We start from the raw sequence: 21176 nt of genomic DNA on the forward strand, positions 1-21176 counted from the left end.
CCTTTAACTTCTTTACACAATATTAACATTTCATTATCGTATTCTCAGTTATTATTTCTTAATTCATATCTTGTCAAAGTTGAACATGGTAAAATAACGATTGGAGGAGATATGTTTATGAAACACTCACAACTATTGATCGATAGCTTAATTCATCCAAAAAAACTTGCTGCCTATCGTTTATTACCTATCGGAAAAGTTATTCAATATACCTTTCTGCTAATTACTGTTGTTACAGTTTTCTCTTTTGGTCGTTTTACAGCTGGTATGTCTGTTGATACATTTGATATGAATAGTTTAAATGGAATAACTGAATACATAGAAGGCGTTAAATGGCTTTTGTATCCCGTGACATTCATCATGCTTTTTGTTTTTACCACAATGCTTATTTTTGCACAAATTGCTCTCTATGCCCTGGCTGGACTACTGATCTTAAACGTCATGAAGCGTCGCGGAGAATACCGTCACATTTGGCGTACTACAACATTTGCTATGACTTGGGCAATTCTAATAAGTATGCTATCAGATTATCTACCGATTAACAGTACAATTATCTCTGTTTTTTCTGTACTTTTAACAGTGACTCTACTTATCGTAGCCATCACAAAGTATCCAAAACAACCAATTACAAAATAATGTGCATGATTCCCCTCTCTTCTAAATATAGTGTAGAAAAGGAGGGGATTTTTTGCGTGCTTTTGTGTTAACAGCGATCATTATTATTTTTGCTTTTGTTATAAAAGTAGATTTAACAGAAGGATCATTACATCTTGCTGCTTTTTATCCGAAAAATACAGAAAACGCCCTGTGTGAGAAAGAGCGAGAGCCAAATTATATCACTGTACAGACTATTCAAGGCGATACCATTCACAGTTTATTTGCACTTCATCCTGCAAAAGTACCCATGACCTTTCCAGAACGTTTACAACTTTTTTATGAATTGAACCCACACTTACAATTACAAGCTCTTGTTCCTGGTGAAAATATTAAGCTTCCGCTGTCATTTGAATTTGAAAACAAATGTGGAAAATGAAAAGTTAGCGTTTCTTCCTTGTCCTTATTTTCTTACACTGCTAAAATAAATGTCAGTGACGGTCGAAAGTATGGCCCGAAAAGGAGAGAAAGTTAATGAGTGAAATTTGTCACCGTACAAATACACGTCCCGTGCGTGTCGGTAACTTAACAATAGGTGGTAGTAATGAATTATTCATTCAAAGTATGTGTACAACAAAAACACATGATGTCGAAGCAACAGTAGCGGAAATTCTTCGTCTTGAGGAAGCAGGCTGTCAAATTGTTCGTGTCGCAGTTCCAGATGAGCGTGCAGCTGATGCGATTGCAGAAATTAAAAAACGTATCCATATTCCATTAGTAGCTGATATTCACTTTGACTATAAATTAGCATTAAAAGCAATTGAAAATGGTATTGATAAAGTTCGTATTAACCCAGGTAATATTGGGCGCAAGGAAAAAGTAGAGGCTGTTGTTAACGCAGCAAAGGCTAAAGGTATTCCAATCCGTATTGGGGTAAACGCTGGTTCATTAGAGCGTCATATTTTAGAAAAATACGGTTACCCTACTGCAGACGGTATGGTAGAATCTGCCCTTCACCATATTAAAATTTTGGAAGACTTGGACTTCCACGATATTATCGTATCCATGAAGGCGTCAGACGTAAATCTAGCGATTGAAGCCTATGAAAAAGCGGCTAAAGCCTTTGATTATCCTTTACACTTAGGAATTACTGAATCAGGTACATTATTTGCTGGTACAGTAAAATCAGCAGCTGGCCTTGGTGCAATTCTATCGAAAGGTATTGGTAATACATTACGTATTTCACTATCTGCAGACCCTGTTGAAGAAATAAAAGTAGCACGTGAGCTATTAAAATCATTTGGTCTTGCTTCTAATATGGCAACCCTTATTTCTTGTCCAACATGTGGTCGTATCGAAATTGATTTAATTTCAATTGCCAATGAAGTAGAAGAATATATTTCTAAACTTAATGTACCGTTAAAAGTAGCTGTTCTTGGTTGTGCGGTAAACGGTCCTGGTGAAGCACGCGAAGCCGATATCGGTATTGCTGGCGCTCGTGGTGAAGGTTTACTATTCATGAAGGGTAAAACAGTTCGTAAAGTACCTGAAGAAACAATGGTTGAAGAGCTGAAAAAGGAAATCGATAAATTAGCAGCTGAAATGGCAGAAAAACGTGCGGCTGAAGAAGCAGAAAAAGCGAACGCCTAAGGAGGTGCTAGCATGAAAAAGCCACGCTTTGGGATTGATATCGATGGGACAGTGACATGTCCTAGTACACTCATCCCACATATCAATAAACAATACAATGTAAATATTACACTCGACGATGTGTGCGAATATGATTTTTTATCAGCATTTCCCCACCCTGTTGATCGTGTAGCATTTAATACATGGTTTAAAGAAAATGAGCCATTTATGTATGAAGTATCTGAAGCAGCTAAAGATGCGAAAGATATTTTAAATACGTGGAAAGAAAACTACGAACTTTATTACATCTCTGCACGTGGTGAGAATGTATCAGATGTTACGGTAAATTGGTTTAATTCGCAGTCTATCCCGTACGATCATATCGAGCTCATTGGTAGTCACGATAAGGTTTCTGTAGCAAAAAAACATGGTGTTGAGGCATTCTTTGAGGATAAGCATGATAATGCAGTTATACTTGCGGAGGAATTAAAAATACCGGTCGTATTATTTGACACTCCGTATAACCGCCTTGCTGTTCCGGACAATGTCGTACGAGTTTATAACTGGCAAGAAGCTAACCAATTTATCACTAACTATTTTAAGTAAACAAAAGAGTCGTGTTCAATACATGAACACGACTCTTCTTCTTTTATATTTCAAGTATCCCCCGTAACCAACGCTCCACAAAATTTTCAAAGGTAATGCCATAATTTTCATAAATAGCATGGTACACGAAATAACTTCCTAATCGCTCAAGTAATTCATCATTAATCTTCATCACAAACCGCTCCCTTTCTTTTATCAATTTCGCCTTGGCGTAATTGCGTCCGGATTTTGAATTGTGCTCGCACAATTCATTCCTTTGAAAATCCGTGACATCCGCCGGAGGCTTTATCTTCATTCAGCTGGTGCTTGGACATTCAAGGAAAAGAACCCACACCATCATTCATCTAACCAACCTCTGAGGTGAGAGTTTTTTGTACCTGACGCTTCGCTTTCGCTACAAAAACATTTGCTGAATGAAGATAAATTCACTAAATTTTCAGACATTTAAACTTCCAATTTCTCGAACAATCTAGTGGAGGTAGCATCGTTGCAAAACCGTCACAATCTACCGCTCTCATGCCCTTTTTTCATAGTTTTCTTTTCGTTAATATAGTAGTATCAACTTGCAATACTGGAGGGACTACTTGTGAGATGGATGACAAAACTAACTTGTATAACATGTCTTTGCGCGCTGCTAGCTGGCTGTGGTGATCGATTATCTGAAATTAAAGAAGCGGTTTCAGGCATAAATTCAGCAGCAGACACTGCAGCCAGTGCAGTTGGTCGTGATGTACATGCTATACGAGCAATTGCCATTGACTATAAAGATACATCCTTTACAGTTAATGACCTATTTAAAACTATTTTACGTGACGTACGCTGGGATTATGACGCTGAAAAAAGTGAGCTTCATGTGAGAGGGACTTGGCAAGCACCACTATTTTCTGAGCAACCGTGGGATGATACGCTGAAAAAACAACTAGCAGAAACAGGTGTAGTAAAGGTTACATGCACTATTAAGAATGATAAAATTGATGGCGCTCTCACAAATGTAACACTTATTTTTAATAACGAAATAATTTTAGAAATGACTGGTGAAGATGCACTTCATCACCTATATGATACATATCTCCAGAAATAAACTTTGTAGCTTTTCTATTATAAAAAATTTATAGATAGTATGGCTCTTCTGCAAAATGAGGGGGCAACAAAGCAGAGGAAGCGGCTCGGCGCTCGCCCACAGGAAAGCGAGAGCCTGGAACGGAAATCAACCCTCGTACTGCCGGAGCCGTATTTTGTTTAACATGACAATTTCATTGAGTTTTTCAAAAACATATAGCTTTTCTAACATTAAGTTGTTAGAAAAGCTATTTTTATGTTCATTCAGCATATTAGCCCAACCATCAAAAGAAATCTTACATTTTTGAAATATTGCGATCTATTACTTGAATACTATAAAACCAGGACGTTATAATCAAAGTATCACGTGATGGTTCGGAGGTGTTTGCATTGGGACAGAGAGATTAAAAATTGGCGAGCTTGCAGAAAAAACAGGCATTACAAAAAGAACAATCGATTATTATACAAACATTGGCCTATTAGAAGCAGAACGTTCTGCATCCAATTATCGCTACTATGCCCTTACAATGATTGAACGACTTCAGTTTATTGAGCGACGTAAACAGGAGGGGCTTTCACTCATAGAAATACAGCATGAACTAAACATCACTCCGTATGAAGAAATCGATGTACAAATGCTACGTGTAAAAATGCAAGACTTAGAGCAGGATGTAACTTCCCTACTTGAACAAATGAACAAACAAGACCATAAAAAGATTGAAAAGATAAAAAAAAATGTTTCACCCGAAAGTGTTGCACTCATGCAATCTTTACTTTTACTTATTCATAATTAGGAGGTGACGTTCTGTTCATTCAGAACGACTATTTGGAGACCATACTCAACTTATCAATTTTTATCATTTTATTAGCTTTAACTGGCTTTTTCGTGGCAACAGAATTTGCCATTGTAAAAGTACGTTCCTCAAGACTCGACCAATTGGTTGTGGAGGGCAATAAAAGAGCCATTTCTGCAAAGCATGTTGTCAATCATTTAGACGAATACCTATCTGCTTGTCAGCTTGGTATTACTGTTACAGCACTTGGAATCGGGATGGTTGGTGAAAAAACCTTTGAATTTATGCTACTCCCACTTTTTGATTTCATCGGCATTTCAGATAAATATATGACGTTTTTCACAATTGGTAGCGCTTTTGCCATTGCAACATTTTTACACGTTGTTGTTGGTGAGTTAGCACCCAAAACCGCTGCGATTCAAAAGGCTGAAGTAATTACACTTCGTTTTGCCAAACCTATTATGTTGTTCTATAAAGTGATGTATCCATTTATTTGGTTCTTGAACGGCTCAGCTCGAGTATTAGTTGGCATATTCGGTATGAAACCTGCTTCTGAGCATGAGTTATCACATACAGAGGAAGAATTACGATTACTGCTATCAGAAAGCTTCAAAAGTGGTGAAATCAATAAAACAGAGCTAAAGTTTGTGAATAATGTCTTTGAATTCGATGAACGTATTGCTCGAGAAATTATGGTTCCTCGAACAGAAATTATTGGAATTGAAAAAAATGAATCTTTTACAAAAATGATTCATTTTATCGCGGCTGAAAAATATACTCGTTACCCTGTTTATAATGGTGATCGTGATAATATTTTAGGCTTCATCAACGCCAAGGAATTGTTTACACATGGTTTACTTGAGCAACTCACAGACGATTCTTTAATCCTTGAAGATTTTATAAATCCTGTCATTCGAGTAATTGAAACGATTCCAATTCAAGAATTACTTGTGCGTATGCAAAAAGAGCGCATTCATATGGCCATTTTAATGGATGAATATGGCGGGACATCAGGGCTTGTAACAGTCGAGGATATTTTAGAAGAAATTGTAGGTGAGATTCGCGATGAATTCGACGATGATGAAATTGCAGAAATCCGAAAAGTAAGTGACGATCATTATATTTTAAATGCAAAAATGCTCATTGAAGATGTTGAAAATCTATTAAATATAACACTTGATGTAGAGGAAGTCGAAACACTAGGCGGTTGGTTCCTTACAGTGAATAATGGTATTAAAGCAACAAAAAACATTGAGCTAGCGCCCTATATATTTAGCATCTATGAGCAGCAAGGCCATCAGATTCATTACATCGAGGTTCGCCCTCTTCGCAAAACTATACCTGCTATAGCAGAAGCATAATACAACCAGTACAATTTTCGCAGTTTTAGCTTAACAATATTCATTCAACTAGCATTTTTCTAGTTTTTCAAATACTTTCGCCTTATTCCATTATTAGGTATATCAATATATAATGAAATTATGTATATGATTCTATTTTCAGGGGGCATCACAAATGAAATTGTTTAAACTATATCATTCGGACGGTATTCACATCATTACCGACGTCAAAAAACACAAAACGAACATTGAATTAAAAACAATTACAGGGGAAGTATTATATATTATCGTAGTAACAGATGAAAACTACACAGTGTACGATGATCGCTTTGCTGGTGCTTCAAAGCAATTAAATTCTGTGGAGGCATTTGATATTGACGGAAACTTCCGTAGCCTTGATTTTGATAATATGCGTGCACTCTTCAAAGAGGCATTTACGAAACTATTACAAGAGATTGCAGAATGTGTCAATGATAATGAGGAATTAGTAGATATTGATACACTACGTCATAAAGTAAGCGCTCAAATTAAAGGAATTCATTTCCGCGTTATTTCCGACACAAAAAAATACGAGATTTAACTATTTTACAGACTGTCCAATACATAGATTGCTGGGCAGTCTGTTTTTTTATGTTGCAAAACGAATCAAAACACTCCTGATTCATCAGAAAAAACACACCAAAAATCCCCTAAACAGCTGTGATTTAGGCTCTCACCATAACGTGCGGTTGATTTCCGTTCCGACTGAGCGCTTTCCTGGGAGCATCGGGGCAAAGGGTGTTTTTTGCGCGAAAGCAAAACGTTATCTGTCCGAAAGCGTAGTGCCAACGTAGCGGCAGCAATAACAGAACGATTTTGGTCACCCCGCCGTGTGTTGTTGTTGCTGACGCTTCGCTTTCGCACAGATAAAACCGTGTTGCTGACGCTTCGCTTTCGCACAGATAAATTGCCACAGGACGTGGCGTTCTTAAACTGAGTTATTCTATTTCAGTAGGTGTTTGGACACCCACTGAAAGGGAGCCTCATCCGCATTCATCTCAACACCTTCAAAGGTGGGAGTCTTCTACTGAATGTAGATAAATGGCATACGTTTTAACAAATATCATCCACAACTTTTGGTGATGAGCCGCGATTTAACTACAATTACTAGCAAACAGAAAACACCACTGACCACTTTCATGTATAATAGTATTTAACACTATCTGAAAGAAAGGGTGTTTTGGATTTGAATCGTGAACAATTAATCACACTTATTTCAGAAAAACTGAAATTAATCCGTACCGAAAAAGATTTAACACAAGATCAGATGAGTGATTTACTAGGACTTTCTAAAAAAACACTTGTTCAAATTGAAAAAGGCCGTATTCAAACTGGCTGGACTACAACGATTGCGGTTTGTGCATTATGCCGAGATAGCACGATTTTACAGCATGAGCTTGGCGGAGATCCACTTGAAGTTGTCGATTTAATCGCCAATAACGGAACCTTACAACCTAAGGAGAAAACAATGGGGGGATACATATGGTGGAAAAATCTTAGCGAGTACAATGGTTTTTACCTACAACAAAACGTCATTAGTCAGCATTTTCGAATTTTAAATACAGACAACTATCGACTACTATCAACATTCGACGAGTCAATAGCCAAGCAAGCATGGGAAAAGCTTCAAGAATAATTAAATACTATACTCGCGCATACATCCCAAATACACCTACGTTATGCGCGAGGAGTATAAAGGTTGCAGACCAAGTGTATATGTTGCTGTACTTGCGCTACTAACCTTCTCCATTGCTCTTTTTCTTCATTTGTATTTTCCTCTTGCATTTATTGTATCACTTTCTTTAATGGCTTCCCCTCACCTCTTCTGGCGCTGTTGATACAAAATAAATGCACTTGAAATTGACAGCCCTATATCTTTCACAAACGTATTGAACTGACTGTAACCAATACTCCCCCTCGCTATTCCAACACTATAGACAAATGAATAAGATAATGGAATCACTTCGTCATATGATAAAAGGAAACTAGAAAACGAGCGTATTAAGTAATATCTTTACAATCAACCTTTTGGTTAAAAGTTACATTAGTCGAAATTTGTAAAACTATTCTCTATACTTAATAATAACTTCTCTAATACTGGAAAGGATGCTTTTTTATGGATCGAATACTAGCAATTAGTGATATACATGGGGAATTAGAACTGTTTGAAGAATTATTATTGAAAGCTAATTATGATACTATGCACGATCGGTTATTTTTACTTGGCGACTATATTGACCGAGGACCTGCATCTTGTGGCGTTTTAAACTTAGTGGCGGAATTACAGGCAAAAGGTGCACGTGTTCTATTAGGAAATCATGAAGCCATTATGCTAAAAGCCTGTCGTTCTGGCCATCCTAAGCCGTGGAATCATTGGGTGGGACTTTGCGGTGGCGATGCAACACTCGCAAGCTACGGTTATCAATTAGACGATTTTAAGGATGCCATTGAAAACGAGACATTACCTTGCTTTATTCAAACCTTACCAAAGCTCGAAGAACATTTACAACTTATCGAAACCTTTGATATTTACATCGAATTAGAGGATGCCATTTTTGTACATGGCGGTGTTGTTCCTGGAGTAGCTTTAGCAGAGACAGATCCCATACAATTTTTATGGATTCGTGAAGAATTTCATGTAGGCTATCAAGACGAGAAAACTGTAATCTTTGGTCATACACCTACCTACAGACTTCACCAAAATCCAACAGATTACAGTGTCTATTTTGGTGAAAATAATATTATTGGTATTGATGGTGGAGCTGTTTTTGGAGGTCAGTTACACGCATTAGAATGGCCAAGTCGTCAAATAATCTCGGTGGAAAAGGAAAAGCCAACAAGTGTAGAATAACCTGTTGGCTTTTCGTGCTGATGAAGATAAAAGCTTTAATACAATTTAAAAATAACACCTACTAAAGAGTACACAATAACCGTTGTAAATAAAATTGTCATATGGATAAGTGAGAAAACAAACATTTTGGTTGCCCACTTTATTTGATCTTTATTACTATGATAACCGTAAATACTCATCACAAGCCATGCAATGCTTAGCAATAGAGCAACAAGCATAATACCAACACTTAAAGTGCCAAATAAAAAGCTTGATAATATTAATAAGATTAAATAAAAGTTCGTTTGATAATAAGTACGTCGCATCCCTTTTACAACTGGAAGCATTGGAACGTTGGCCGCTTCGTAATCAGCGTGCTTACGAATAGCAATGGCATAGAAATGCGGCATCTGCCAAATGACCATAACTAAAAATAGGCCAAGTATCGCAGGATGTGTAATATCAGAAGAAACAGCCCCCCAGCCAATGTACGCTGGAATCGCCCCTCCTATACTCCCAACTTCCGTGTTATAAATCGTATGTCGTTTTGTCCACATAGTATAGGGTACTACATATAAAAACACCCCTAAGAGACCAAATGCTGCAGCTAGTGGTGAAGCAAGTGCCAACACAGATGCCCCGATAATAAGCATGGCAAAAGCTAAAATTAACGCTGATTTAGCTGACATTTCACCTGTTACAGTTGGTCGACTTTGCGTACGAGGCATTACAGCATCAATGTCGCGATCATACACATTATTAAATGCTCCAGCAGCACCAATAACAAGTGCAGAGCCAATCGTTGCGAAAACAATTTCAGGTATATTCTCTACAAAAGTCATTTTATTTTTGTACATACCTAACGTTAAACCAGCCCACATAGGAATTAAATTGGATTTAATGATTCCTGTTTTTACTGTCTGGGCTAAAATAGAAGAGCGTGAGGACTTCTCCAATGACTGCTCGGAAGATTGTAGTTTCTGCTCCGTTTTTAGATTTTGTTCCATTCATCTTAATTCCTTTTCTCTCTTAATTTCTACACGCTTTATCATTAAAAAGTGACAAATTTTGCAATAGACATATCAAATTATTATTCTACCTCTTTTAGATAGAGTCTGTCTCAATGTTCACATAAAGTACATGATTTCTTTACTCTTTATATTCTACCTAAATCAATTATGCCTCGGCATAATTGCGTCCGGAATCAGCTTTGTGCTTAGGCCTGCACAAGGGCCGACACGATGTCGGTCATTTCGGTAATGCCACAGACGTGGCGTTTTTACCGATGCAGGTCAGTTAGCCGTTATCGCATGGATGCGATGGTTTTAGGCTAACATCCCCTAAGAACTCCATTCCGATTCCGTGACATCCGCCGGAGGCTTTGGGCCAACGTGATGTTGGTCACTCAGTCGTTGACACAGGACGTGGCGTTCTTAGACTGAGTTCCTCTATTTCAGCGGGTGTTTGGACACCCGCTAAAAAAGTTAAAATAGAGATACACGTTCATTCACAACATCTTCTATGATACCACCGACTGACATGAATTTGAACCTTATTGGCTTGATTCTTTGCATATTACTATTCAAGTAAAACAATCTACTCTATACTAAGGTGTATGTTTTAACTATATGAAGGAGTGTCTAACACGTGAAATACGGATTTATCGGCCTTGGAAATATGACAACAGCTATTATTAAAGGAATGTGTAAAAGCGGAAATTTTGATCCTACTTTGATTTATGGCTATAATCGTACCAAAGCAAAAACAACAAAATTAACAGCCTCTTACGGTATTCAAGCCGCAAGCTCTATTGAAGATATTATGTCAAAATGTGACGTCATTATCCTCGGCGTCAAACCCCAAATGTTACCAGATGTTTTACCAGAGGTGAAAAATCATTTACAAGATAACCATGTTATTGTTTCGATCGCTGCAGGTAAAAATATAACATATTTACAAGGTTACCTATCTGAAGTTACCCCTATTATTCGTGTAATGCCAAATATTAATGCGCTTATCGGTGCCTCTACAAGCTGCTTTACAGCGAGTGAACTAGTATCAGATGTGCAGCTTCAGCTTGTCAATTCACTATTTGAAACAGTTGGCACGATTGTCGAGGTGCCTGAACACTTATTTTCTATATTTACAACGATTGGTGGTGCTTCACCAGCATTCACCTATATGTATATTGACGCTTTAGCACGTGCTGCTGTACGTGAAGGCATGCCAAAAAACATGGCGCTTGATATTGCGGCAAATGCAGTACTCGGCAGTGCAAAAATGATTTTACAATCACAAGAACATCCTTGGGCACTTGTAGATCAAGTATGCTCTCCAGGTGGGACAACTATCCAAGGTGTATCCTCATTACAAAGCAATCATTTTGAAACAACGATTCACGATGCAGTAACTGCCGTGACTGACAAAGATCGAAGTTTATCAAAATAACTCTTGATTGATACACTAAAAATAAAACGAAACCGAGACATCCTAAATGTCTCGGTTTTCATTTTGTTGAAAAACTAATTATATCAATGGAATTAAGGGTAATTTTAAATAAAGTATAGCTCTTCGGCAAAGTGAGGGGTTGATTTCCGTTCCGACTGTGCGAAAGTGTCAGCAACAACATAAGCGTAGGAACGACTCAACATACCCCCATTGGAGAAATGCCTTGAACGAATCAACTCATTTTAAAGGATTTCCTTGACCATCCTGTTTTTCATTGAATATTATTATCTTGTAATTCCTGTGCTAAAAATGCAGTTAGATCACGTAAATTTTCTGGTGTCACACCATGACCATCTGGATATTGTTTAAATGTCACAGTAGCACCAAATTGCTCAAATTTTTCTTTACTTTCAACGCCCCATTGTGACGGGATGACATAATCATAATCACCATGTGAAATAAATGCATGTAAATGATTGACTGGACGAATAGCAAATTCCTCTGTTACGAATTTTGGCGTGTAGCCGCTTAATGCTACAATTCCTGTAATTAAATTCCCCATTGCAAAAGCAAGTGACTGTGCCAAAACTGCCCCTTGACTGAATCCAAGTACGTACACTTTATGTGGATCAATTTGATATTCATCAATAGCCTCTAAAACAAATCGTTGTAGAGCAACTAATACTTTATCAAAAATTTCGCGGTCTGGTTTACCAACCTCCTGGATTGTGAAAAAAGAATAGCCGGGCTTTTGCGTAATAGGACCACGTAAGCTAAAAACATGGCATTGCTCTTTAAAGTCCTGCACTAATTGTGGTAAATCGTCTTCATTGCTACCCATTCCATGTAATAAAAAAATCGCTGGGTATTTTTTATTTGGGTCCATATTCGTTGGTTGTGTATGTTTAAATGTAAATGGTGTATTCATTGTAAAATTCCTTTCAGGTCAACTTAGTGTCACCTTATTATACTGCATAAGATAATAGCTATCATTATTAATAAACTATAGGCCCTTCGCCATATTATGGGTTGATTTCCGTTCCGACTGGGCGCTTTCCTCGGGGCGTCCGATGAGCCGCTAATCCCCAAGGAGTCGCCCAGTCTCCACTACAATCAACTTATATCCATGACATAATGTCATCCCAATTTTTATTAATGAGCCAATCTATATTAATTTTGTCTTATTAATAAGACCATCAGTGTGATAAGCAATATAGCCGTTAATTATGCGAATCGTTTCTTGAGGATCTGCGTTAAATAGCACTTTTGATTGCTCTGGTGTTGAGACAAGTACTGTTAATAAATCTACGCGCATGGAATGTCCAGCAGAGCTATACGCATAATCGTAAACAATATCTTCCTCCGTCACATTGTCTGTCACATACTGCTTATGAAACAATTCTTTAGCAGCATCCATTTGTTCCGCGACCTGCTGACGAATACGCATTTGATGCATCAATAGCTCTTCTTCAAGTACAGTGGTCTTTAACCACTCTTTCTTTTCGAGCATCTTCAAAAATTCTTTTTCCCAAACTTGCTCATTTTCAGTAAAATACAGCATATTCATCATTAACATATCCCAAAAATCAATTTGAGATTGTGCTGATTTACGCTGCATCTCTATCGCCTCTTTAAAGTGCCCTTCAACTTTCGTGATATTCATATTGCGCACTAAATGATTACATACATTTTCAATAAATTTATTTGCCGCTTCTTGTGCCATGAAAAAACCCGTCCTTTATATCTACAAATCATTTCCTCACTATCATACCATGATTGTAGAATAGAAAGAAACGGGTAGCGTTTAGGTATGCAGTGTAGGCTCACCTTATACTTTAGACGCAGTAATTGAATCTAAAATATACTTTGCATCATTGTGAAGCATTTGGTAGTTTTCCTGTAATGTTCTTGGAGATATTGGTTTACTAAATAAGAAACCCTGTATAGTATCACATTGGCTTGCTACTAGATATGATAGCTGTTCTATCTCTTCTATTCCTTCTGCGACTACCTTTAATTGTAGATGCTTTGCCATTGAGAGAATCATGTCAACTAATGCCTTATCTGTAGAGTTCGATTGTATTTTCTGAACGAAAGACCGATCAATTTTTAAGCAATCTATCGGGAAATCCTTTAAATAAGATAATGATGAATAGCCCGTCCCAAAATCATCTACCGCGATCGTAACCCCAAGTGCCTTCAATTTGTGTAAGATCGTCGTCATATGATCGATATTGATCGTCATACTTTCTGTTATTTCTAGCTGCAAATATTTTGGCTCTAATTGTGTTTTCTCAAGAACATTGTGTATTATTTCAACTAAATTTTGCTGAAAAAGTTGGCCTAATGACAGATTGACCGCTACTTTAATTGGTGGCAATCCAGCTGCTTCCCAACTCTTTACTTGTTTACAGGCTGTTTCTAGTACCGATACGAAAAACATATACATTTCATAAAAAATGTAGACATCTCTACTGTGACACAACTTATATCTTCCGATTTTCGTATTTGTGTCTTCCTTCTTCTCTGAGTCTGGTTTCGCAAAAAGCTACTGCCATTTAGTATGACTCTCCAAAGGCTTAAATTCCGCAGTATCGTTGCGTACACATCTAAGGTTTAGTGTCAGTTAAATTCCTTAGATTGAGTAATTTGCTAAGTTAATGCTTGCGTTCAAATCTCTATCCAATTTTAATCCACAAGAGCAGATATTTAATTGTTCAACAGAGTAATATCTCGTACCGCCAGAAGATACATGGACGGGCATAAACTCGCCCTTTGTTTCCATTCTTCTCAGCGTTACAACATTTACACCAACACGTTTAGCAAATTTCCCAATGGACATTCATTCCATGCGTACCACCTCTCTATCACTATGATATTTAGAGAGGTTGTTAACATTTTTATAGTTGTATATATTTTTCTTGTTCACACGAAGGCGCAACTCTTCATGTAGTCTTTCTCTCACGAGTAGACCTCTTATGCTTTCACATAAGCGCAGACTATATCTTCATCTTATCTTTTAATAAGAGCCACATTTTTCTTCCGCCATTCGCTTGCGGTTTTACTCTCCCTCAAGGAGATAGTCGTTGAACGTCTTCCTTGTCTCATGAGAGATTTAGGAGTTCGCTGCTAAACATCCATTGCCAAAGCACTTAGCGCCACCGTTTTCCGTTGTCACGATGATCCTTTACGGACACTGAGTAATTTTTTTCAGCTTATGCCATCCTTGTTGTTTTTTCTGCTTTCGCACCGTTACGTCTGCCGTTTCCAGCTCCGCTTTGGTCACAAGGCTTTAGGAGTTAAAAGCAATTAACGTGGAGTTCGCACCAATCGCTTGATACGAAGGGTATTCTGTTATAAATCTATGCTTCTATACAGGTTTGTATAGGTTTGTCTAAATTTGTTGTAACAGTTTAGTTACCCATTGTCCTATAGGAATAATTAATCCCGATTCCTCTGCAATTGGAATAAAGACTCCCGGTGAAATCGAACCCTTCTTTGGATGCTGCCATCTAACTAAAGCTTCTACCGACTTAATTTGACCCGTATGTAAATCAAGTTGCGGTTGATATTCTAAAAAAAGCTCTTGATTAGCTAAAGCATTATGTAAATCATTTTCTAACAAAAGTCGTTCAGTCGTTTCTTTAGATATCGAAGACTCATACAACCGTATACGTGTTGGCGTTTTCTGTGCTTCATGCATAGCATAAAGTGCAAATCTAATGAGTTCCTCTTCCCTAGAAGAATCTGTTGGAAATAAAGCAATACCAATATTTAATTGACTATTTAAAGAAAAATGTTGTATTTGGAATGATTCTTCCATGACAAATTGAAGCTGCTGACTTAGCTGGGTCAATTGATGGGTATTGCTTACCTCATCAATATAAACGACAAAGTAATCTTCTCTCAGAATGCATAGTAGATAGTTCTCCGGTAAAACATTTTTCAATCTTTGCGCGATTAGACCTATCATTTGGTCTGCATATATACTACCTAAAGACGCTTTAATAGCAGAAATTCTTTCGATACCGATAGCAAGAATTGCCTTTTGTGATTTAGAAATGTATAAATCTCTCTTTAATGATTCCATTAAAAAACGTTCATTGGGTAAATTCGTAATCTCATTATGATAAGCCATATAATGCATCTTTTCACGAGATTTTTCTAAATGATCTTGTGTATCAACTAACTGCTGAAAAGGTTTTTCAATAGAAGAAAAATAAATTGCTCTGAATAAAAGATAAAATGCACCTAACTGAAAAATATGTCCAATAAAATTTTTAATATCATAGACATCTCGATAAATTGTAAAAAGATAATCGCTTATAATTAAATAAATCGCACTGCCAAACAATAAAAATATAATTTTGGGTGCTTTTTCAAAATTTTTAAGCAATAGAACCATAATTACCAAATGTATCGCTACAGCTAAATATTGCAAAGTATTTTTTAAAATAGTAGGACCTTCACCTTCTATCATAAGAGGTGGCAATATAGACATTGGGGCATAGATGACGACAAAACAACCAATAATTATTACAAACGGCAAGCTATAAATAAACCAACGATAAAATGATTTGATTTCCTTCTCCTTTATAAAAAAAATGAAGAGAAAACCAATCGATAATAGTAATCGACTAAGTATGTAAAACCATGTTGATGCATACGGCGTACTCTCAGTAATGAAAAATGGCATTCCTTTATAAGAGAGTGCGTGAGCCATTTCTAATAAGCTAATGGCTAAAAATAAAGCCCCTGCATAGAGAACTTTATTAGATAAAATATAGGGCGTAATTAACCACGTCTGAATTGAAATAGACATTGTCACTACAGTAATAAGCATTTCCATCATTAAATGAATCGTTACATAGTTGTTCTCTCCAAATATCCCATAAAATTTATCACTACCCAAACCAATTACGATTAATAAAATCATTGATAATAGGATGAATTGAATGCCCTGCTTCACAAAAGAAAAATCCTCATTAAACTTCCACATAATAACTCCTCTCGTTAATCACTAAATAATTCTCTCTATCTACTGCTCCATAATAATTAGGATAATTATACTACAAAGTTACCGCTAAGTAACGACTTTTCAACCAAAATAAGAGTGGGAATTAGGACTAAATGATAATATAAAGTAAAACTTTAATAAATGGAGGGTCTTCTTCACTCCCACTGATTAGTAGTCTTCACCAATCGGGCTTTGACGGGCAGTTCATCTCACACCTACTTTCTGTGCTTTCGCTGACTGTTGAGGCGGGAATTTTGTACCTGACGCTTCGCTTTCGGTACAGATGAATTACTGCCGTTAAAAAACATTTGCTGAATGAAGATAAAAAGATGCCTCAGTTTTTGAGACATCTTCTATCTACTATGAAAATACATAGCTATCCATATTATCAATAGTATTTTGGATAGCATCTTTCAATGACCGCTGATGCTTGCCACAAACAGCTAGTGACTCCTCCAATGTAATCGCAGCATTTGCCATAAACGGTGCCATCTGCAAATCCTTCGCTAATTGAATAAGAACAAGTGCTTTATTCCATTTCCAACGTGCATTATTTGGATCTAAGTTAATAGCTTGCTCTAAGTAGCCAAGTGCATCGAATGGCATCCATCCAAAGCGGTGCATCGTCTGACCTGTGATCCCCCAATATAACGCCTTGTTAGGGTTTTCTTTTACTGCTTGTTTAAAACAATGAACACTCTCGTTGTAATGATGTGCAAACAAAAACAGTTCACCCTGCGTAAAAAATGATTTGGCCCTTTCATTCGGAGTACCCGTTGTCGCTATCCCCTCTAGTTCTTTCATACGATTTGAAAACTCTGCTTCATCTTTTATCGCGCGAATTTCGACGACGGCATCCGATTCAGGATAGCTTTCATCTGCTCGTTCTGCATGTTGGTTTTCCACAGACAACGTAGGCTTTGGATAGCTCGCAAAATCATACTCTTCTAATAATTTAATATATTTAACAGCTAACGCTTTCTCATTTTCATCTGTAACTTGTTTAGCCAACTCATAGCACTTCATTAGCTCACCATTATAAAAATAATCATCCATTGTCATTCAATATTCCTCCAATGTATAGCTCTTCAGTATATTTAGTATACACCACAAAAAACAATTTCGCCTTGACGTAATTGTAGCTGGCGCTTTGCTTTCGCTACAGAAAACTTTGATGAAATAAAAAAGACTGCTCAAAAATAACTTTTGATACAGTCTCTGCTTTGCTTATTTTTTTAATACTTCTTTATTTAAAAATGTACGTAAATCTTTTTCTGGTAATGCACCTACAAAACGATTAACTTCTTTACCACCTTCAAAGCGAATAAAAGTTGGTGTCGATTTAAAATTGTATTTACTCCATAATTCATCGTACTCATATACATTTAATTGTGCAATTTCAATACCAAGCTCCTTAGCAATCGGCATTAACTCAGGTGTAAAAGCTTTACAGTGCACACAAATTGGACTGAAGAAATAAGCATTTACATCTTCACCAGCTTTTAATTTTTTTTCAAGCTCGTCTGGTAACATAATATTTTGGTAATTTTCATCATCCAATTGATCAATTGTTTCTTGTTTCAGTTCTTTGTCACCGTAAGGATTATTTGCACTTGCTAACTTACTTTTGTTCGATACATTCGTTAGCACAATAATTGCTGCAAATAACAAAACAATTACTGAGCCAATAATTAGTAGTTTTTTCACGAGAATGTATTCCTCCCTTTCCACACTAAAAAACCCTATTTTTAGTGTATTCGCGATTGATTATAAATGGTTTTTAAATCCTAGTAAACTAATTAGTCTTTGAAAACGAGTTTTTCCATAATTCAAACATAATTTGGCCCAAGTTTGGAAACATACATATAGAATGCTCAATATGAATGTGGGGTGGTTAATATGAAACACACTATCCGAAATGTTTTTCAAATTTATAAAGGTGATATCCATAATATCTTAACAAACTGGGTAGTTGCTGTCATTATTGGTGGGCTCATTTTTTTACCTTCTCTTTATGCGTGGCTTAATATCTACGCCTCTATGGATCCCTATGCCCATACTGCCAACATGAAAATTGCTGTTGTCAATGAAGACACAGGAGCGACTGTTAGGGGAGAGGATATTAATGTTGGTAACGAGGTAGTAGACAATTTAAGTACCAATCAAAACTTTACTTGGGAATTTACTTCTCATGAACAAGCCATAAATAGTTTAAAAAACGGGAATTATTTTGCGGTTATTGTTGTCCCTAGTGATTTTTCACAAAAACTGACCTCCATACTGTCAAATGTGCCTACAAAAGCGCATATCGATTATTATGTAAATGAAAAAATCAATCCAATCGCACCCAAAATCACAAGTAAAGGTGCAAGTGGCTTGACGCAACAAGTATCTAATGAGTTTGTCTCAACTGTCAACGGAACACTTTTCTCTATGTTTAATACGATCGGTGTTGAGATGGAGCGAGAAATTCCCGACTTTAGAAAGTTTGAAAATTATATTTTTACAATTGAACAGCATCTCCCAGATATCGAAACATATTTAGCGCAAACTGCTAAAGGTGGAAAAGAAGCTGAGACATTACTGAACCACACAATTACCCAAGTTCCTGAAGTTGAGAAATTAACGAATGATGGTCTAACAACAATCCATCAAGGTTTAAAATTGATCAACGAAGCTGATACATTGTTCACTCAACTATCCCCTATCATCAAAAAAGATTTAGAAGCAGTACAAAATATTGCACAACGATTTACAGATATTATCGGGAAGCTTCAAAATACTAATGTGGATTCAGCTACCATTGCACAAATAAAAGATACAATTAAAAACCAGCTAGATGCATCTCGTGAGAAAGTAAATACTAGCATCCAAACACTTGAAGCACTTCAAAAATTAACACAAGCCGACGCTTCGACTCGTAAGCAGCTTGAAGACAAGATTCAAAACGTCCTGACGGCACTACAGCAAAGCAATTCTGAAGATGTGAAGACTTTACTAACTAACAATAAAATAATTGAACAGCTTGGAGCTATACGTGGAGATTTACAGACAAATCCTAGTTTTACTGATTATTCTTTAAGCTCTCTAACAGCATTAAAACAGCTGAATACATTACTAACGGACATCTCAAGTAAAGTGCAGCAGCTAAATAATATTGATGTCGAAACGATAAAAAATGACCTTGCTGATGTACAAAGCGTTGCGCAAAATGTCTCTACCAATCTTCATCAATTCCTTACTCATTATAACGATGATCTAGAGCCACAAATTCATTCGACCTTATCTTCTGCTAAAAATACTTTAACCAATGCATCATCTATGCTGACGAATGTAAAAAGTATTCTACCTCAAGCAACAGATCGTTTAAAAAATGCTAAAAATATGTTAGCAACAGCAAATAAGACAATTGGTACAGTACAAACGAATTTCCCGACTTTAAGTACAAAAATCAAGACCCTTGCAGACAAGCTCAGAACATTAGAAAGTGAAGCTGATATTTCTGAAATCGTTCAATTATTGAAAAACGACGTCAATGCTGAGCGAGATTTCTTTGAGGAGCCTATTAAGCTTGAGGAACATAGAATGTTTCCAATTGCCAATTATGGAACAGCTATGACACCGTTTTACACTGTACTTTCCATCTGGGTTGGTTGTTTATTATTAATTTCTCTTTTATCTGTAAATATTCACAATAATGATCAATACAGTATTCGCCAAGTATACTTTGGGCGTTTATTAACATTTGCAACTTTTTCATTTATTCAAACGCTCATTATTACAATAGGAGATATTGTTATTTTAGATGGGTCCATTAGTGCTCCTTACTTCTTTATTCCATTTGGGCTATTTATTAGCTTAGTATTCGTAACGATTGTCTATACGTTAGTATCCGTATTCGGAAATGTTGGAAAGGCCTTAGCCATTGTCATGTTAGTGCTACAAATTGCAGGTTCTGGTGGCACATACCCGGTAGAATTGCTACCCGGATTTTTCCAAATGATAAATCCATTTCTTCCTTTCACTTATGCCATTGAAATGATGCGTGAGGCAGTTGGTGGTATTATTTGGTCAAAGGTATGGGTTGATCTAGCCTTTTTATCTTTCTTCTGGCTCCTTTTCATTTTATTTGGTTTCTTCTTGAAAAAATTACTGAGTGAGAAAATGGAACATTTCATGAACAAAACACGCGGATCAGATATATTTCATTGATTTTCACTTGCCTCCTTGTAAATGTTTCAACGAACAATGTTATAATGGAAGTATTGTAAACATGTAGGAGGCGCTTTTCTTGAAAAAACTGCTATCTATTTTTGCTCTGTTGTTATTAGTGTTAAGTGCTTGCGGTGTAGATAAACAAGTTGTTGAAAAAAATCAGAATGAAGCACAAAAAGAAGCTTCACATGAAGAACATGCACATGCTTCCGGAGATATTCAGGAGGAGACTGCATCTGCTGATGTTTTACCATCATTTTTAAATAATCAATCAGAAAATATTCGCTTAGTATATCAAATCGCTGGACAATCTACAGAAATTTTAGAGTGGATGCCCTGCTATTGTGGATGTGGCGAATCGGTTGGACATAAAAGTAATTTAAACTGCTTTATTGAAGAAAAGCGAGAGGATGGAACAATTGTCTGGGATGATCACGGTACCCGTTGTCTCGTTTGCCTAGAAATTGCTGTACAGTCTGCAAAAATGCATAAAGACGGTATGGACCTCAAAGAAATTCGTCAAAAAATTGATGACACATATAAAGAAGGCTACGCAAAACCAACACCAACTGACATGCCTGCTTAAAAAGCAAAGTCGCAACATG

At 36.7% G+C, this 21176-nt stretch carries 22 protein-coding genes and 1 pseudogene; 14 read left to right on the forward strand and 9 right to left on the reverse strand.

All coding sequences use genetic code 11. The features are described 5' to 3' along the window. The first annotated feature begins 117 nt into the window (after nucleotides 1-117). From ACFCYJ_RS13980 to ACFCYJ_RS13995, 4 genes are all read left to right on the forward strand, one after another. A complete protein-coding gene (locus ACFCYJ_RS13980; protein WP_376074535.1) occupies nucleotides 118-636 on the forward strand; it encodes a DUF1189 family protein in 519 nt (172 codons plus the stop codon). Nucleotides 637-688: 52 nt separating this feature from the next. Continuing rightward, nucleotides 689-1033: a hypothetical protein gene (locus ACFCYJ_RS13985; RefSeq protein ID WP_376074536.1), complete on the forward strand. Its 345-nt coding sequence runs from the start codon at nucleotides 689-691 to the stop codon at nucleotides 1031-1033. Nucleotides 1034-1128: 95 nt separating this feature from the next. Beyond that, nucleotides 1129-2244: a flavodoxin-dependent (E)-4-hydroxy-3-methylbut-2-enyl-diphosphate synthase gene (ispG, locus tag ACFCYJ_RS13990; protein WP_376074537.1), complete on the forward strand. Its 1116-nt coding sequence runs from the start codon at nucleotides 1129-1131 to the stop codon at nucleotides 2242-2244. Between the two features lie 12 nt (nucleotides 2245-2256). Beyond that, entirely contained in the window at nucleotides 2257-2829 is a 573-nt protein-coding gene (locus ACFCYJ_RS13995; RefSeq protein WP_376074538.1) for a 5' nucleotidase, NT5C type, read from the forward strand. Nucleotides 2830-2872: 43 nt separating this feature from the next. Here the strand turns inward: ACFCYJ_RS13995 and ACFCYJ_RS14000 are convergent, their stop codons facing one another. After that, the gene (locus tag ACFCYJ_RS14000; RefSeq protein WP_376074539.1) at nucleotides 2873-3124 is read right to left on the reverse strand and encodes a hypothetical protein; all 252 of its coding nucleotides are present in this window, start codon (nucleotides 3122-3124) and stop codon (nucleotides 2873-2875) included. A 300-nt stretch (nucleotides 3125-3424) separates the two neighbouring features. On the opposite strand from ACFCYJ_RS14000, the gene ACFCYJ_RS14005 reads away from it, so the two are divergent. From ACFCYJ_RS14005 to ACFCYJ_RS14030, 6 genes are all read left to right on the forward strand, one after another. Next, a complete protein-coding gene (locus ACFCYJ_RS14005) occupies nucleotides 3425-3910 on the forward strand; it encodes a hypothetical protein (protein WP_376074590.1) in 486 nt (161 codons plus the stop codon). 388 nt (nucleotides 3911-4298) lie between these two features. Beyond that, a complete protein-coding gene (locus tag ACFCYJ_RS14010; RefSeq protein ID WP_376074591.1) occupies nucleotides 4299-4682 on the forward strand; it encodes a MerR family transcriptional regulator in 384 nt (127 codons plus the stop codon). Between the two features lie 32 nt (nucleotides 4683-4714). Next, the gene (locus ACFCYJ_RS14015) at nucleotides 4715-6043 is read left to right on the forward strand and encodes a hemolysin family protein (protein ID WP_376074540.1); all 1329 of its coding nucleotides are present in this window, start codon (nucleotides 4715-4717) and stop codon (nucleotides 6041-6043) included. A gap of 154 nt (nucleotides 6044-6197) precedes the next feature. Next, a complete protein-coding gene (locus ACFCYJ_RS14020; protein WP_376074541.1) occupies nucleotides 6198-6602 on the forward strand; it encodes a hypothetical protein in 405 nt (134 codons plus the stop codon). 645 nt (nucleotides 6603-7247) lie between these two features. Then, nucleotides 7248-7697: a helix-turn-helix transcriptional regulator gene (locus tag ACFCYJ_RS14025; RefSeq protein ID WP_376074542.1), complete on the forward strand. Its 450-nt coding sequence runs from the start codon at nucleotides 7248-7250 to the stop codon at nucleotides 7695-7697. A gap of 480 nt (nucleotides 7698-8177) precedes the next feature. Then, nucleotides 8178-8912, forward strand: coding sequence for a metallophosphoesterase (locus ACFCYJ_RS14030; protein ID WP_376074543.1), 735 nt, complete (start codon nucleotides 8178-8180; stop codon nucleotides 8910-8912). A gap of 35 nt (nucleotides 8913-8947) precedes the next feature. Here the strand turns inward: ACFCYJ_RS14030 and cyoE are convergent, their stop codons facing one another. Next, on the reverse strand, nucleotides 8948-9898 hold the full coding sequence (gene cyoE, locus ACFCYJ_RS14035; protein WP_376074544.1) for a heme o synthase: 951 nt from the start codon (nucleotides 9896-9898) through the stop codon (nucleotides 8948-8950). Nucleotides 9899-10272: 374 nt separating this feature from the next. Here cyoE and ACFCYJ_RS14040 point away from each other — a divergent pair, with 374 nt between their 5' ends. Together ACFCYJ_RS14040 and proC are read left to right on the forward strand one after the other, a co-directional pair. Next, the gene (locus ACFCYJ_RS14040) at nucleotides 10273-10416 is read left to right on the forward strand and encodes a hypothetical protein (RefSeq protein ID WP_376074545.1); all 144 of its coding nucleotides are present in this window, start codon (nucleotides 10273-10275) and stop codon (nucleotides 10414-10416) included. Between the two features lie 122 nt (nucleotides 10417-10538). Continuing rightward, nucleotides 10539-11339, forward strand: a complete 801-nt coding sequence (gene proC, locus ACFCYJ_RS14045; protein WP_376074546.1) for a pyrroline-5-carboxylate reductase — start codon at nucleotides 10539-10541, stop codon at nucleotides 11337-11339. A gap of 271 nt (nucleotides 11340-11610) precedes the next feature. Here proC and ACFCYJ_RS14050 read toward each other — a convergent pair whose 3' ends face one another. The 7 genes and pseudogenes from ACFCYJ_RS14050 to ACFCYJ_RS14080 form a co-directional block, all read right to left on the reverse strand. Beyond that, a complete protein-coding gene (locus ACFCYJ_RS14050; protein ID WP_376074548.1) occupies nucleotides 11611-12267 on the reverse strand; it encodes an alpha/beta hydrolase in 657 nt (218 codons plus the stop codon). A 237-nt stretch (nucleotides 12268-12504) separates the two neighbouring features. Further along, on the reverse strand, nucleotides 12505-13062 hold the full coding sequence (locus ACFCYJ_RS14055; protein ID WP_376074549.1) for a hypothetical protein: 558 nt from the start codon (nucleotides 13060-13062) through the stop codon (nucleotides 12505-12507). Nucleotides 13063-13167: 105 nt separating this feature from the next. Then, entirely contained in the window at nucleotides 13168-13782 is a 615-nt protein-coding gene (locus ACFCYJ_RS14060) for an EAL domain-containing protein (protein WP_376074550.1), read from the reverse strand. A gap of 267 nt (nucleotides 13783-14049) precedes the next feature. Then, nucleotides 14050-14181, reverse strand: a pseudogene (locus ACFCYJ_RS14065) (helix-turn-helix domain-containing protein); the annotation flags it as partial. Nucleotides 14182-14733: 552 nt separating this feature from the next. After that, on the reverse strand, nucleotides 14734-16338 hold the full coding sequence (locus ACFCYJ_RS14070) for a sensor domain-containing diguanylate cyclase (RefSeq protein WP_376074551.1): 1605 nt from the start codon (nucleotides 16336-16338) through the stop codon (nucleotides 14734-14736). Between the two features lie 378 nt (nucleotides 16339-16716). After that, nucleotides 16717-17418 carry an O-linked GlcNAc transferase gene (locus ACFCYJ_RS14075; protein ID WP_376074552.1) on the reverse strand — a complete coding sequence of 234 codons (702 nt, stop codon included), beginning with the start codon at nucleotides 17416-17418 and terminating at the stop codon, nucleotides 16717-16719. A 165-nt stretch (nucleotides 17419-17583) separates the two neighbouring features. Then, the gene (locus ACFCYJ_RS14080; protein WP_376074553.1) at nucleotides 17584-18063 is read right to left on the reverse strand and encodes a thioredoxin family protein; all 480 of its coding nucleotides are present in this window, start codon (nucleotides 18061-18063) and stop codon (nucleotides 17584-17586) included. Nucleotides 18064-18255: 192 nt separating this feature from the next. On the opposite strand from ACFCYJ_RS14080, the gene ACFCYJ_RS14085 reads away from it, so the two are divergent. Next, nucleotides 18256-20568, forward strand: a complete 2313-nt coding sequence (locus ACFCYJ_RS14085) for a YhgE/Pip domain-containing protein (protein WP_376074554.1) — start codon at nucleotides 18256-18258, stop codon at nucleotides 20566-20568. 79 nt (nucleotides 20569-20647) lie between these two features. Further along, nucleotides 20648-21157, forward strand: a complete 510-nt coding sequence (locus ACFCYJ_RS14090; protein WP_376074555.1) for a PCYCGC motif-containing (lipo)protein — start codon at nucleotides 20648-20650, stop codon at nucleotides 21155-21157. The last annotated feature ends 19 nt before the right edge of the window (nucleotides 21158-21176 follow it).

It is taken from the genome of Lysinibacillus sp. NPDC056232 (genome assembly GCF_042267565.1).
Classification (GTDB): domain Bacteria; phylum Bacillota; class Bacilli; order Bacillales_A; family Planococcaceae; genus Lysinibacillus.

Bases quoted from the DNA above. Each gene is read 5' to 3' on its own strand.
- ACFCYJ_RS13995 (WP_376074538.1), top strand. From the start codon at position 2,257: ATGAAAAAGCCACGCTTTGGGATTGATATCGATGGGACAGTGACATGT.
- ACFCYJ_RS14060 (WP_376074550.1), bottom strand. From the start codon at position 13,782: ATGTTTTTCGTATCGGTACTAGAAACAGCCTGTAAACAAGTAAAGAGT.
- ACFCYJ_RS14020 (WP_376074541.1), top strand. From the start codon at position 6,198: ATGAAATTGTTTAAACTATATCATTCGGACGGTATTCACATCATTACC.
- ispG (WP_376074537.1), top strand. From the start codon at position 1,129: ATGAGTGAAATTTGTCACCGTACAAATACACGTCCCGTGCGTGTCGGT.
- cyoE (WP_376074544.1), bottom strand. From the start codon at position 9,898: ATGGAACAAAATCTAAAAACGGAGCAGAAACTACAATCTTCCGAGCAG.
- ACFCYJ_RS14030 (WP_376074543.1), top strand. From the start codon at position 8,178: ATGGATCGAATACTAGCAATTAGTGATATACATGGGGAATTAGAACTG.
- ACFCYJ_RS14070 (WP_376074551.1), bottom strand. From the start codon at position 16,338: ATGTGGAAGTTTAATGAGGATTTTTCTTTTGTGAAGCAGGGCATTCAA.
- ACFCYJ_RS14005 (WP_376074590.1), top strand. From the start codon at position 3,425: ATGACAAAACTAACTTGTATAACATGTCTTTGCGCGCTGCTAGCTGGC.
- ACFCYJ_RS14050 (WP_376074548.1), bottom strand. From the start codon at position 12,267: ATGAATACACCATTTACATTTAAACATACACAACCAACGAATATGGAC.
- ACFCYJ_RS14085 (WP_376074554.1), top strand. From the start codon at position 18,256: ATGAAACACACTATCCGAAATGTTTTTCAAATTTATAAAGGTGATATC.
- ACFCYJ_RS14055 (WP_376074549.1), bottom strand. From the start codon at position 13,062: ATGGCACAAGAAGCGGCAAATAAATTTATTGAAAATGTATGTAATCAT.
- ACFCYJ_RS14075 (WP_376074552.1), bottom strand. From the start codon at position 17,418: ATGACAATGGATGATTATTTTTATAATGGTGAGCTAATGAAGTGCTAT.
- ACFCYJ_RS14000 (WP_376074539.1), bottom strand. From the start codon at position 3,124: ATGAAGATAAAGCCTCCGGCGGATGTCACGGATTTTCAAAGGAATGAA.
- ACFCYJ_RS13980 (WP_376074535.1), top strand. From the start codon at position 118: ATGAAACACTCACAACTATTGATCGATAGCTTAATTCATCCAAAAAAA.